The sequence below is a fragment of the Nostoc sp. LEGE 12454 genome, from assembly GCF_056620565.1.
In genome coordinates, this window is record NZ_JBWQXL010000027.1 from 68,250 (window position 1) to 82,322 (window position 14,073).

Consider the following 14,073-nt stretch of genomic DNA (forward strand, 5'->3'; position numbering starts at 1 on the left):
ATCACGTCTCACCTTCTTGAAACACCAACTCCAACGAAAACGGTAGACACCCAGGATTGGCAGCTGCCCACTCATTGGCTTCTGCAATTAGAGTTTTGTTACCTGAATCGAGATAAAATTGCATTTTGGCACTCTGCTCCAGTCTTTCCCGTTCCTTGCCCCCAATTAAGCATCGTGCAATCAGGCAGTACTCTCTAGCTACACGTTTGGCGTAAGATGCTGCTTGGAGTCGCAACTTAGTCAGATTCTTCAGTTCTGACAAAGCGAGAGTTGCTGCTGAATCGCTTGAAGGTGTACTTTGTTCGCTAACTTCGGCTTTATGTGACGTTTCAGGCGGCACAATTGCAGGTGTACGCGCAGTAAGCGGAATACTAACAGAATTGATTAATAAGTTTTTGTTATTGTAATTTTCAGCCGCGCTGGGGTTAGAAAGGTATTTGAAATTCTTATCTGAAGTACTTTCATTAAGATTTTCAGCTAATTCTATAATATTTGAAGAAACTAATGAATTATCAGAATTATTGACACCTGAAGTTAAAGACAGATCCTCTGGTTGCAATAAATTCAATTCTTCGGAATTCTTAATTTTCTCAGATTCATCTTGTACCTGTAGTACAAATAATTCTCCTTGAGACTCAGCAACTTCTTCAAAGATTGCTGCTGCCAACTGCCCTGTAGGGGCATCGGCAGCAGGAGGTAAGCAGTTACAAAAAACCTTCATATAGTAAAAATGACCGTCATTTTCCTTTTCGTAAGGATTTTGAGCAGTCTGCTTGGCAAATGAGTTTTCAAAACTATTAAATTGCCCGTCATTGCTTGATTGATAAGGCTTTGAGCTATTTTCTGTCCACGGGTCTAAGATGTAGCGTGTGGGATGCCACAAATGCAAGTGCTTTTGTAGTGTCTCTTGTGAGATAGTTTTGTGAAAGCGGCGCTTGTATTCAGCACGTATCACTTTCCCTCGTTCAGTAGCCCCTGCTGGTAAGCCTCTATCCCACTCTATTGCCCTTACTACTATCTGGATGCGTTGTTGGGCTTGTTGGCTGCGTTCCCAGTTCTGTTGCTTACGACGGTCAAATGGGATTACGTTGTCTTTGGGTTTATCAATGCTCTTAATGCCTGCTATGGCTTCTGCAAAGGTGTTGGCGAATGTACCCAATAGCCGTTCGGGATAACTAATATAGGCGCTGTACCATTTGTTGCGAATTGTGGATTCTACCCAATGCCGCACTCTAGCTTCGATTTCGTGCTGGTGTCGGCAATATTGGCTATAGCCGGGGGCGTTAATTGCGGTAGTAAGGCAAAATTCGACTAATTTATCACTCTCTAAGTCTAAAAAGACGATTCCGTACCCTACGAAGATTTGTAGGAGGGTGTTTGTTTGTCCTTTTCCTGTCCAGCCTGTGCTGATGATTTCTTCCCAGTTGGCACGCCACTGTACAACGTCAGCAGATTCTTGCTTGCGATATCTCTCCCGTGAAATTTGTTTTTTGGCTTTGTTCGCTACCCGTTTTAGTTTCGTTAAATCTTGCCGACTTGCCGCGCGATCGCAATAATCGAGGAAGATAGAAACTGAGTCGCTAATTGGTTGTAGGTCATCATTAAGTAAAAATGAGCCGCTACCCGGTTGCATGGGGCAACGGATGGCTTTGTAGTTAGTTATTTGTTTGGCACTATATGGTTTGGTGTTGGGGAAAATTTCTAGATGTCCTTGGCGGAGGATAAAGCCTGCGTTTCTCAAGGTAATCTCTAGGGCGCAGGCTAGGGCAAAGGTAGGTAGGGAGGAAGCAAAGGTTAGGATTAGGTGATATCCGCCACTAAAACTGGACTGGAGGATGATGATATCGACTATGCCGATGTCCTCTAACGCTGCTTTGATGCGATTTATGGATTCAATGTTATGGTAGTCGCCTTCTAAGTCTAAATCGATTGTGGCGTAACGAGTTGTGTCGTTAAAGCGCAGACCTACTAGTTTTGACTTGTCCTGGTGCAGGTTCCACAGTTGGGAGGGTTGGAGGTAATAATCGATAGTGCGCCATGCTGGTTTTGTACCTTCTACTAAAGAAGGGGCAACTATCGCCCCAAATGGATGCCAAAAGCGTTCTACGTAGCGTTTGCCCACGGATTCGGCGGGCAGGTGGGGTTTGATTTTCTTTTTTGAAGGCTGTGAAAGACTTAATTGGGGCTTGTTATCAAAATTTGCCCCAAAATCTTCTTGGTACATGAGTGACTGTCCTGATGATTTTTGTGCATCAGGTAGCCTCGCTGTTGGTCAAAATGTGTTAGCCTAAATTTGAAATTTTTATGTTTAAGCGGTTGGTTATCCGCTTGTTGGAGACGACTGGTAATCGTCTCGTGGTTGAAAGCAAACAAAGGTTTATACTTGTTTAGGCTTAGACATACGTAGGCTTAGGCTAAGATTTAGTCCAACACGCTTCACCAACAACAATGCGACTACCCAACTTTTTTTTGGTAATTATTTAAATGAGGCAGTTCGAGCGAAGTTGTCACTAAATCGACATTCTTAGTTTTGGGATAACAATGCAAAGCTAGTAACACCCACAAGCGTCACCCCACATTGGCTCTTATTAGTACAACTGGTGAAGATGAAATTACTCATACTCCACCACCGAGTTAAAAAACAAAAAACAGTCAAATATCTTGATACGAGTTCAGCACTCAAAACAGTGAACTCGTACTGTAATCAGTATTGAGATGCTAATCTAGTAAGTAATGTTAAATTGTGGGATAAATTCTCTGCTAGATTAACTGCTTACAGCTACCTATGCAGCACAAATCTTATCCTTTTTTCTATTTGTAGAAACTTCCATTGCTTTCATTTGGGTCTTATAATCTTCCCACGTTTTTTCAAATACATCAGACTCATACATCCGCAATAAAACCTCTTCTTTATCAGTTAAATTTGGGAGTTTTAACAACTCCGCTAAAGATACCTGAACTGGGAAAACATCACTAAACTTTTGCATTAAGTGAAATATTCTCTTCCTCTGTGACGCAGATGGTTCATCTTGCAATTCTGCATCAATTTGTCGCGGGCGTAGATTCACAATTTCTAGGCTCATATTCCCTAAATTCCTCAATCCAAACACAACAAACTCATTAGTTATACCAATAACCCGTCCCACAATTTCCAACTCGGGCCGCAGTCTCTTTTTGAATTGATATACTTGGTCAAGCTGGAAACGTCGAAACGGATTGCGCTCGCCATTCAGCATCCAAGCAATACCATCGCCTATACTACCTATCTCATCTGCCTCCAGAAGGTCTATCACCTGGTAACAGATATCTTGATTGCAAACAAACTTGTATGCTGCATCAATACTCCGGTTAAATTCCATCTCCAATGCAACAACTGCCTTAAATTTTTCCAGTTCTCGTAATTGAGAAATTAATTCAAAAACTTTCTTGCCCTTGTGATAACTACCAACACTTATATTTAGATTCTCCGAGACCTCCTGAATCACTCGCTTGCCCTTCCCTAATTGAGACTTACTCTCAGTTACCGAATGATTCAAATTTGAATCATTCGATTGATTCAAACGACGAGCGCTTTGGCGCTGTCTTTCTTTCGCTTGGGGACGAAGTACGCTCTCCCAGTACTGCCCCTCGTGAAATTTCTGGTAATGAGTCTTCCCACCTTCCCGGTGGAGATTAAAGTCAAGCACTAGTTTCAAATCTTCTTCAGGCGAACCAGACTCGACAAATTCCACTTTCACAGTGGAAATTCCTAACTGGCGAGCTATCTGCAAGCGACACTTACCTGCCAAGACGATATTTACACCAGTACGTGCAGATACCTTTAAAGATTCAAGAATCCCTTTTTCAGAGATACTTTTTTCTAAAGCCGGACGTTCCTCATTCTCACCATATATTTCTATCAGCTTCGGATGAACAACCAACTCCGCAGGTGAAATATATACAATTGCCGGATTCTTCACCTCAGACATATTTATACTCCGGGTCACAAATTGTCACTCAAAAGATAGGTTCCATCTTGAAAAACCTAAGCAGAAAAATCTTAACCAGCAAGACTTATAGCACTTTCATCCCTTGGAAAAAGTGACAAGTTGAAAAAATAATTAAATCTTGTAAATGGCAAAGGATTAACTACCAGAAAAACTCTCGAAGAGAATTTTCTCGCGCAGTAAACTATTATTCCCAACCCATTGAAAACCAATACGACTGAAGAGAGATTTAAAGTACTGGTATTTAAAAAAAAGCATCTATCTAAAGATAGATTTGTAAAACTGGGTAAATTCATGATATGATGGCTCTAGATAACTAAATTGACAAAACAAAGTTCCGTCCTGTTTTAGTAACAGGTGGGGTTGTTTTTTCCTCAAAGCCCTGTTTGCAGCAGGGCTTTGAGTGAATCTTTAGGAAAAATGAACTCTACAAAAAAAGTATATCAGGCTTCATTCGATTTGGCAAAATTGTAGGTTTAAGCGGGGTAAATACTAAAATGCCTCATATTCAAGTATTGAATCCTATTGAAAAGCAAGTATTAGAGAATATAGCAGCCACCGGCAGCGATGAAATGATCAAGAGAGCAAACATCCTGCTAGAACTTAATCGTGGGGAAAATCATAAAAATATAGTAAAAAAACTTGGTATAGCGAAGCAAACAGTAACAAACTGGAAGAAAAAGTGGACATCAAGTACCATAACATCGGAAACCTTGGAAGATGCGATCGCAAAGATAAATAATGTATTAGGTGTGAACGCAGGCAGACCTAAGAAGTGCAAGAGCGCAGAGGCGAGCAAAATTGTTGAAATCAGCGAATGGAGCAAGAACCGAAAACCCAGTCGTTCAAAGCACCATTACCATATGCAAGTTGCTGAAGAAGCTACTCGCAGGGGGTTGCCAGCACTATCGCCAAGAAGTATAGGTCGGATCTTGGAAGCGCAACCCTAATAGCATCAAGCTCAAATCAAGCTAACGGGCAATCCTATCTTTTCATTACGCCAAAATAACAACCAAGTCGCCGAAACTATCAAGTTAAAAGGAATGCCTGAATTGTCGCCAACAACAATTGGTTGCCTCCTATAAGCAAAAGGAGCAGTAAGAAAAATTGATAATTCCCTTAAACCATTCCAACCACTGGGATGGTTTAATTTTTGCATCTCTCATAATTCATTAAAAATACATACTGTAGCACAGTGAAGCGTTGGGTAATAAGCGAATAGCACTAATACCACAGCAGTATATTTAGCAACATTGCGATTGTGTTGGTCTAATGGAAGATTTATCGCGCCAAAGTGAGTGTAGTCGGGCAAATCGAGAGAGAATAGGTTTGATATCGAAAACACCCATTTTCGCGCCCAATGCTATGTCTGATACTCCATATCCCCCCTGGCGTGCATCCCCAAAAGCAAACGATGATACCGGATTTGACTCGGCGGTAGAGTCATTAAAAAAATCTCTTTCAGCCCCAATTGAGCGGTATTTTGCTGCAACGGAGGACGAACGGGATGTCATCGCTTTGATGCTCGCCAATATTCGCGCATCCAGCACCCGGCGCGAATACCAGAAAGATTTGCGGAAATTCTTTGTGGCGATGACTGGTATTGAGCCAAATGTTGATAGCGTGTTGGAGTTTCTGCACCTGACCGAGAAACGGGCGGTGGCGGTGGTGTTGAAATATAAGGCCAAGCTACTGGCTATTGGGTTGAAGGAAGCAACGGTTAACCGTCGTCTCAGCAGCATTAAATCGCTGGTGAAGTTTGCCCGCAAGCTAGGTGTGTGTAGCTATACGCTAGAAGATGTGGAGTTGGAAAAGGTAAAAGCATATCGAGATACCTCTGGGGTAGATGCCCAAACCATCGCCAGTGTAGTCGAGCTAATTGAGCGCTCAACTGTTCACGGCCAAAGAGATTATGCGCTGTTGCGGCTGTTGTGGGAAAATTTACTGCGACGTAATGAGGTGAGTCAATTAAATATTAAAGACTTCGACCCACACGAAAGCAGGTTGCGGATTTTGGGAAAAGGGCAAGGTACGAATGATGAATGGGTAAAACTGTCAGTAGCAACAGTTAATGCTATCTGTGATTGGTTGCAAGTCCGGGGTAATATTACCGCCTCCTCACCTTTATTTATCGCCCTTGATAACCGCAGCAAAGGGCATCGCCTCACTGGGGACGGCATTCGCAAAATTGTTGTCAATTATTTTGATGCAGCTGGTGTAAAAAAGTTAATGTCACCCCACCGCATCCGCCACAGTGGGATTACAACTCTTTTGGAAGCAACCCAAGGGGATGTGCGAAAGACGCAAAAAGTCAGCCGTCATGTCAAGCTGGATGTATTAATCCAGTATGACGATAACCGCAAACAAGGTCAGTCAGAGATGACAAATTTGTTGGCAGATATGATTGACTAAATGGATGCGTTAGCCAGGAAGTCACCCCCTGATTTGGCTACAAAAGCGATAACAGGCTTTGCTCAAATTGTGCGTGCGCCAACGACTCCTGAACAACTCCAACAGTGGCTAACTAACTGTTGCAGACAGTAGTAATCTGACTGCTTTTTGGTAGAGGCGATGACCTCCGGTCGGTCGGAGACCATCGTCTCCGGCGGGCGCACTCATGCGCTCCAAAATGATAGTGTCAAGGTAGTTATCTTTTCGGGATGACACGCTCACTCAGTCGTGTCCAGTCCAGATTTACCTAGACATTACCTAGACATGAGCCAAACAGGGAAAAACAAGAAACTGGCATCTTTTAACTGCGACCAAAAGATGTGGGAGCAGTTTATTGCCCGTTGTAAGTCGAAAGGGACGACGGCAACAGCCACGCTGACCCAATTTATCGAACTCTACCTAGATGATATAGATAACCTTGATGCAATTGGTGGCGATAATTTAGATAAACGCTTGGACTCTAAGATTAAGGCAAGTGTTGAGGAGTACTTGGTTGCTGGTAACAATAGTCACCCCAGTCTTACGAATGAAACGATATTAGCTATTTGCTCACGACTTGATAAGCTCGAGTCACAGTTTTCAAGTGAATCTAGCAACGAAACCGGAGCAATCCATAATCTCGCCGATTTATCAGAAAAAATTGAGGGGATAACAGCCCGAATGACACAGTTTACCGAGGCGATTATTAAAATTCAAAATCATCTCAACAACCAACCGAGGCGGGGCAATAAATCGTACAACAACAATTCATCCTTTAAAGGGCATACTCCCCGAATCCAACCATTAACGGAAGAAGGTTTAGCTTCAAGACTTGGTGTAAGCGTAGAAACTATACGTGAGCAGCGAAATAAGCTGCACCCACCGCTTTTTGTGGCATGGTGCAAGGGGAAGGATAAATCGGGTATGGGATGGGAATTTAACGAAAATACGGGGTTATATCATCCTGCAAGTTAGTATTTTTATTAATTTCAAGAATTTCTGAATTTACACTGATTCGCTCGTCTTTTTGCGATCGCCAAACAATTATTTTGTTGTCCTCAATAGAAGACATCGCTGTGGCCACTGAAAAAAACTTCTATAAAATATCCTAGAAACGAATGGCAGCCATTCACAGTACCCTCAAGGGTACTTTCTCTATCAAGAACTACTTGAGGGCTTCCATCTCTGTGAGCAATTCTTGATGTTGGTTGACAGTGGTTAAATAATGCTAGTTTATCAGGTTACTTTAAGTATACGCAATTCAGCCTAAATATCTTAAGTGATATTACTGAGCAATAGATTACTATTTAATTTTAATCCAATAATTGTCTATGTGATATTAGGTAGATTATACTTTTTAGACTCTCTTCATTTAGGAATTACAAAGTTTTCTGCTGAAAATAGCCACTTACTATAGACGTATATAAAATAACATCATTAAGATGTAGCAGGTGCTAAATAACAAATAGATTAAAAGCTATTTTATACCTGCAACGCAACTTTCAAAAAGATGGTTGTAGATTAGCACTCCAAGCTAACCAGGCATTAGGGTTTAGGGGAGTGAGTTTTTCATGATTAGAGGAGGGATAATACCAGTCCAGTTACAAGGGGGAAGACACGAGTGACTGACATTGTAACTGGACAGATTGTGCGCGTGCGATCGCGGCAATATCTTGTAGAAGAAGTTGTGTCGAAACCCACTAAGGAGCAAGACACTAAAGTTAGTCTTTCTTGTTTAGAAGATGATGCGTTAGGAGAATCGCTAGAAGTCCTATGGGAACGGGAAATAGATGCCAAAATCGTAGGGGCGACATCATGGGATTCCATAGCGAATCGAGGTTTTGATAATCCGCGTCTGTTTTCTGCCTACCTGCACACATTACGGTGGAATTGCGTAACCTCCACAGATGCCAAGCTTTTTCAAGCGCCTTACCGAGCCGGTATAGAAGTCAAAGCTTATCAATTAGAGCCGCTACGTAAAGCTTTACTGATGCCGAGAGTCGGTTTGTTCATTGCTGACGATGTAGGGCTGGGCAAAACCATTGAGGCAGGGCTGATATTGCGTGAAATGCTGATGCGGCAGAAAGTTAGGCGAGTCGTTATCTCGTGTCCGCCATCAGTAGTGCGACAGTGGCAAGAGGAAATGGAGAGTCGCTTTGGACTCACATTTATGATTCTTGACCGTGAGTTTATTGCTGCGCGTCGTCAAGAACGGGGTTATGGAATTAACCCTTGGATGACGCATACTCGGTTCATTATTTCCCACGCTTTGCTACGAGATGAAACCTATGCCGCACCATTACGGGACTGGCTTGGTGATTTTGCAGCTGCTTCCATGCTCATCCTTGATGAAGCTCATAATGCTGCACCTGCGAGTGGTGCTAAGTATGCGGTTGATTCCCAACTTACCAAAACTGTTCGAGATTTAGCACCGCGTTTTGAACACAAGCTGTTTTTATCTGCCACTCCCCACAATGGACATTCCAACAGCTTCGCTGCCTTACTAGAAATCCTTGATCCCCAGCGTTTCTGCCGAGGAGTACCCGTTCGTAATCGCAAGTTGCTGGACACTGTAATGGTGCGGCGCTTAAAACAAGATTTACGGGAGATCGGAGAAGAGTTTCCCCAACGCTACGTTCTTCCTATAGTTATTGATAATCTCCCAGAAGACGCGCCCGAATTAAAATTATCCCGACTGCTGCAACAATATCGCAATCTGCGTGAGGAAAAGCTCAAAGATGCAGCGAAGTCTACCCAGACTACGGCGATGCTGGTGATTACTTCGCTACAAAAGCGTCTTTTATCTTCCATAGAGGCATTTGCTCGGACTTTAAAGGTGCATCGGACGGGGATGGAAAAACAAGCGGCTCACCGCCCCTCCATATATCAAGCCAGTCTCCCGTTGCTGTTTGAATCCCCTGGTGCTGATGACGAACGGGCTGAATTTTCCGAAGAGGAAGTACAAGCAGAAGAAGATGCTCAAATGGCAGCAGCTAGTATGCAAGCTGCGGGACAAACAGCGCGTGAATTAGCGATTTTAGATGAAATGGCAGATGTAGCGAATTCCTCTCGCTACCAGCCAGATCCACGGATTCAACAACTGGTGGAGTGGATTCGCCAAAATCTTTGTCCCGATTTGGGTCAAGCGAATGCTGCTTGGTTAGAACGGCGAGTAATTATCTTTACAGAATATACGGATACTAAACGTTATTTACAACAGCAATTACAAAGTGCGATCGCAGGCTCTAACCGTGAACATGAACGCATAGATGTATTTCACGGGGGCATTGGAGAAGAACGCCGCGAAGCTATTAAAAGTGCATTTAACGCTGATCCTGCACGTCATCCCCTGCGTATCCTGATTGCCACAGATGCAGCACGGGAAGGGGTGAACCTCCAAAATAACTGTGCTGACTTGTTTCACTTTGATGTACCGTGGAACCCGTCGAGGATGGAACAGCGTAACGGGCGAATTGACCGCAAATTACAGCGATCGCCTGTTGTCCATTGTTATTACTTTATCCTACCGCAACGCACTGAAGACAAAGTATTAGACGTACTCGTGCGAAAAACAGCCACGATTCAACAAGAACTCGGCAGCCTTGCACCAGTGGTTGAAAGAAATGTGTCGCGCTTACTGGCTAATGGGATTCGCCACCAAGAAGTAAATAATCTTACTGATTCGATAAATAAGGCAGAACTACTTAACCAGGAAACAGTAAATACAGAAGTAATTAATGAAGAACTGGAGCAAGCCAGACTCCGCCAACAGGATTTGACTAAACAAGTAGAGAATTTACAAGAAATGTTGAAAGACTCGCGGGATTGGTTGGGACTAGATGACAATCACTTCCGTAATGCCATCTCTGCTTCTTTAGAAATTCTGGGAGTCCCAACACTTGCCCCTGTAGATGTGAATGAGGTTGCTAACAATCCTGTAACTGCGCGTTGGACAATTCCGGCTCTCGACCAGCGTACTGGTGCAGATCCAACATGGTCAACTACACTTGATACCCTGAGAACACCTCGTAAAATCGGACAAAAACCTTGGGAATGGCGAAAAGAAGCACCGATTCGTCCTGTAGTTTTTCGAGATCCTGGTTCCTTGGATGGGGATGTAGTTCATCTGCATTTAGAACACAGAATTGTCCAGCGTTTACTGAGTAGATTTTTAGCTCAGGGTTTCTTGCATGATGAATTAACTCGTGCTTGTGTTTGTCTGACTGATGACCCCATGCCAAAAGTGATTGCACTGGGACGACTGGCTCTATACGGGGAACGGGCTTCTCGCTTGCACGATCAAGTGATTGCAGTAGCAGCAGAGTGGTCAGATCCAACCAGCCGGGGACGCAAGAAACTTCAGCGTTTAAGAGAAGGCGAGAAAGACAACGTACTGGAATTACTGGAAAATTCCCTAGCTTCCCCTCACTTGCTGGAAGTTGCTGAAGCGGTAAAAGAGCGATTGAAAAAAAGTGCTGCCCAAGATGTAGCAGAATTAATTCCTCATCTGGAACGCCACGCCACAGCTTTAGCTGAGAGGGCTGAGAAAAACCTGGCCAATCGGGGTACTAAAGAAGCTGCTGAGATGAAGAACATTCTGGAGGAACAGCAGACGCGAATTATCAAGTGTCAGGAAGAATCTAAGGCAGTGCAGTTGTCTCTTCCATTCATAGAAGAACAGCGCCAATTGGATGCAGACCGTCGCCACTGGGAAAAACGCCTTCAAGCGATCGCAGTGGAACTAATTTCAGAACCAGCCCGAATTGAAGCCGCCTACAAAGTAAAAGCAGTGCGAGTTGAGCCAGTCGGCGTAATTTATTTATGGCCGATTTCCGGCTAGAGGGAGTATAAACAATGGCAAACGATCCAGAAATTCGCTTACATAAAGAATGGTTGGGCTTTCTCCAGCCAGTGGGGTTGGTGGTGTCTCCGCCAGCATTGTCAGCAGCCCAAGCTGTGGTTAACCGCAATGTGGTGGAACTGCAACAAACACTCGCTACAGTTGCCAGACGCGAACCCCTCTCCGGTGAGTTAGGCAAGGAAACCTTTGGAATTGACGACTTTCCTGCTTTTACTATCAATGTTTTAGGTTGGCAACTAGAAGATTTAGTTGTCAGCCCAGAGGAATTAGCGATCGCGCTCCCAGATTACAACGAAGTTTTGACCCCCACGTATGCTGTACCCGACCCGAATGGCAACTGGATGATGCTGGTACAGGTGCTTCCTGATGGTACTGAACTTGACAACGCTGGGGCGGAAGATAGTAAATCTACTGGTTGGCACGCTAGCCCTCAGTCTAAGTTTGAGCGCCTTTTAAAAGAAACGAAAGTTTATACTGGGCTATTGTGCAACGGTACAGAATTACGTTTAGTTTATGCACCACTTGGTGAGTCATCGGGACACCTGACCTTTCCTGTACAGGCAATGTGTGAGGTATCTGGGCGGCTGATTTTGGGTGCAATGGAGATGTTGCTCTCGGCTGACCGACTGTTTAATGTCCCTAGCGATCGCCGTTTGTCTGCAATCCTGGAAAAAAGCCGAAAATATCAAAACGATGTCTCTATTAAGCTTGCAGAGCAGGTATTAGAGGCATTATGGGATTTACTGCGCGGCTTCCAAATAGCAGATGCAACTACTAAAAGCGGCTTAATAAGTGATATTGCCACGACTGCACCCCAGCATATTTACGGTGGGCTGATTACTGTTTTGCTGCGGTTAGTGTTTCTGCTTTACGCTGAAGATCGGGGATTGATGTCTCAAGATGCAGTTTATACACGCTATTACTCAGTTAGTGGACTTTACGAGCGATTGAGAGAAGATGCAGGCAACTACCCGGATACAATGGATCAGAGGTATGGTGCTTGGGCATGGTTGCTGAGTCTGTTTCGTTTGGTTTACGATGGCGGCGGTCACGCTGATTTGTACTTACCTGCTCGTCATGGGCAACTATTTAACCCAGATGAGTATCCGTTTTTAGAAGGTCGTCCCCAGTATACAAAATATCAAACAGGGGAAAGTCTTGAACCCCCTCGCGTTTCAGATGGGGTAATTCACCGGGTATTGCAAGGGTTGCTGATACTGGATGGAGAACGTCTGTCTTACCGTTCTCTAGACGTTGAGCAAATTGGTTCCGTCTATCAAGCGATTATGGGCTATGAGGTAGAAAGAGCAAGTAGTCCTGCCATCGGTGTTTGGAGTAAACCTAAAGGTTCCAAATCTTCGGTGACAGTTGTTGTCAGCGTTGAGGAAGTTCTCAAAACTAAGGTGGGAGAACGGGCTAAATATTTAAAGGATGTTGCAGGTTGCGAAATTACTGGTAAATCCCTAACTGAGTTAAAGGATGCGAGGACAGCAGAGGATGTAGTGGCGGCGTTAGGACGCAAGATATCACCGAAAACGCCGAGTTTAATGTCTGTCGGTTCTCTGTATTTGCAACCGGGGGAAGAACTGCGGCGGAGTGGTTCTCATTATACGCCTCGTGCTTTGACTGAGCCGATTGTGAAAGAAACTCTCAGACCGATTTTATCGGCTTTGGGAGAAAACCCCGCACCAGAGCAGATTTTAGAGTTGAAAATTTGTGATTTGGCGATGGGGTCGGGGGCATTTTTAGTGGAAAGTTGTCGTCAGTTGGCTGAAAAATTAGTTGAAGCATGGAATAAGCAAAACGTATTACCTGAAATTCCAATTGATGAAGAACCGTTACTTTATGCGCGGCGGTTAGTGGCACAACAGTGTTTGTATGGTGTGGATAAAAACCCTTTTGCAGTGAATTTGGCTAAGTTATCTTTGTGGCTGGCGACTTTGGCGAAAGCTCATCCGTTTACTTTTTTAGACCATGCCTTAAAGTGGGGAGATTCATTAGTTGGGTTAACTTCTGAACAAATTAAAACCTTTACTTGGGATGAAGATAAAACCTACAAAGATCCAAATTTACCTTTGTTTAATTTGGCGATGGAGAAAGCGAAGTTTTATCGCAATGGAATTCACAATTTAGATGAAGATAATTATGTAGCTAAACGCGATTTTTACGAAAATATAGAAACAGAATTGCATGATATTCGGCTGAAAGGAGATTTGCTTATTGCTTCATTTTTCGCCCAGGATAAGGACAAGGCGAGAAAGGATGAGCGTGATAATTCATGGTTGAAGTTTTACCAATGGCAGAAAAATCAGGAAGATGATTTAGATGTCAGGCGGATTTGTGCCGAATTACGGTATGGTGAAAAACCTGTTCCGGCGTTTAATTGGGAGATTGAATTTCCAGAAGTATTTGATAGAGATAATCCGGGGTTTGATGCGATTGTTGGTAATCCGCCATTTGCCGGGAAGAATACAACAATAAATGCTCATGCTTCTGGTTATCAGGATTGGTTGAAAGTTGTTAATCCCGAATCTCATGGGAATGCTGATTTGGTAGCGCATTTTTTCCGACGAGCGTTTAGCCTTTTACGCCAATCTGGATGTTTTGGATTAATTGCCACAAATACCATTGCCCAAGGTGATACTCGCAGCACAGGTTTGAGATATATCCAGGGTAAGCGCATCTAATTTTGTGCTTAAGAATACAGATTATTTTACTGTAGTAAGAGTGATGCACTAAATAGGAGCATGAAATGTGTTGAGTAGTACGCTAATAAGCAAAGCGTTTAGTCACATG

General features: G+C 43.6%; 9 protein-coding genes. 5 read left to right on the plus strand and 4 right to left on the minus strand.

Going from position 1 to position 14,073, the window contains the following annotated elements; translation table 11 throughout:
- Nucleotide 1: 1 nt before the first annotated feature.
- Both AC1F2U_RS23775 and AC1F2U_RS23780 read right to left on the minus strand, forming a co-directional pair.
- The gene (locus AC1F2U_RS23775) at nt 2-2,224 is read right to left on the minus strand and encodes a hypothetical protein (RefSeq protein ID WP_480263329.1); all 2,223 of its coding nucleotides are present in this window, start codon (nt 2,222-2,224) and stop codon (nt 2-4) included.
- Nucleotides 2,225-2,783: 559 nt separating this feature from the next.
- Nucleotides 2,784-3,968: a ParB N-terminal domain-containing protein gene (locus tag AC1F2U_RS23780; RefSeq protein ID WP_480263330.1), complete on the minus strand. Its 1,185-nt coding sequence runs from the start codon at nt 3,966-3,968 to the stop codon at nt 2,784-2,786.
- Between the two features lie 515 nt (nt 3,969-4,483).
- On the opposite strand from AC1F2U_RS23780, the gene AC1F2U_RS23785 reads away from it, so the two are divergent.
- A complete protein-coding gene (locus AC1F2U_RS23785) occupies nt 4,484-4,936 on the plus strand; it encodes a helix-turn-helix domain-containing protein (RefSeq protein WP_094332278.1) in 453 nt (150 codons plus the stop codon).
- 11 nt (nt 4,937-4,947) lie between these two features.
- Here the strand turns inward: AC1F2U_RS23785 and AC1F2U_RS23790 are convergent, their stop codons facing one another.
- Nucleotides 4,948-5,145 carry a hypothetical protein gene (locus tag AC1F2U_RS23790; RefSeq protein WP_190881515.1) on the minus strand — a complete coding sequence of 66 codons (198 nt, stop codon included), beginning with the start codon at nt 5,143-5,145 and terminating at the stop codon, nt 4,948-4,950.
- A 113-nt stretch (nt 5,146-5,258) separates the two neighbouring features.
- On the opposite strand from AC1F2U_RS23790, the gene AC1F2U_RS23795 reads away from it, so the two are divergent.
- The gene (locus tag AC1F2U_RS23795; protein WP_480263331.1) at nt 5,259-6,398 is read left to right on the plus strand and encodes a tyrosine-type recombinase/integrase; all 1,140 of its coding nucleotides are present in this window, start codon (nt 5,259-5,261) and stop codon (nt 6,396-6,398) included.
- Nucleotides 6,399-6,506: 108 nt separating this feature from the next.
- On the opposite strand, the gene AC1F2U_RS23800 is transcribed toward AC1F2U_RS23795, so the two are convergent.
- A complete protein-coding gene (locus tag AC1F2U_RS23800) occupies nt 6,507-6,653 on the minus strand; it encodes a hypothetical protein (protein ID WP_420759036.1) in 147 nt (48 codons plus the stop codon).
- Between the two features lie 12 nt (nt 6,654-6,665).
- On the opposite strand from AC1F2U_RS23800, the gene AC1F2U_RS23805 reads away from it, so the two are divergent.
- From AC1F2U_RS23805 to AC1F2U_RS23815, 3 genes are all read left to right on the plus strand, one after another.
- Nucleotides 6,666-7,391 (plus strand): hypothetical protein, encoded by a 726-nt coding sequence (locus AC1F2U_RS23805; RefSeq protein WP_480263332.1) that lies wholly within the window; start codon nt 6,666-6,668, stop codon nt 7,389-7,391.
- 646 nt (nt 7,392-8,037) lie between these two features.
- Complete coding sequence (gene drmD, locus AC1F2U_RS23810; RefSeq protein ID WP_480263333.1) at nt 8,038-11,256, plus strand: DISARM system SNF2-like helicase DrmD; 3,219 nt, start codon at nt 8,038-8,040, stop codon at nt 11,254-11,256.
- Between the two features lie 14 nt (nt 11,257-11,270).
- Complete coding sequence (locus AC1F2U_RS23815) at nt 11,271-13,964, plus strand: Eco57I restriction-modification methylase domain-containing protein (protein ID WP_480263334.1); 2,694 nt, start codon at nt 11,271-11,273, stop codon at nt 13,962-13,964.
- The last annotated feature ends 109 nt before the right edge of the window (nt 13,965-14,073 follow it).

Excerpts from the sequence above, each read along its gene's own strand:
- AC1F2U_RS23775 (WP_480263329.1), bottom strand. The coding sequence starts at position 2,224 with ATGTACCAAGAAGATTTTGGGGCAAATTTTGATAACAAGCCCCAATTA.
- AC1F2U_RS23780 (WP_480263330.1), bottom strand. The coding sequence starts at position 3,968 with ATGTCTGAGGTGAAGAATCCGGCAATTGTATATATTTCACCTGCGGAG.
- AC1F2U_RS23785 (WP_094332278.1), top strand. The coding sequence starts at position 4,484 with ATGCCTCATATTCAAGTATTGAATCCTATTGAAAAGCAAGTATTAGAG.
- AC1F2U_RS23790 (WP_190881515.1), bottom strand. The coding sequence starts at position 5,145 with ATGCAAAAATTAAACCATCCCAGTGGTTGGAATGGTTTAAGGGAATTA.
- AC1F2U_RS23795 (WP_480263331.1), top strand. The coding sequence starts at position 5,259 with ATGGAAGATTTATCGCGCCAAAGTGAGTGTAGTCGGGCAAATCGAGAG.
- AC1F2U_RS23815 (WP_480263334.1), top strand. The coding sequence starts at position 11,271 with ATGGCAAACGATCCAGAAATTCGCTTACATAAAGAATGGTTGGGCTTT.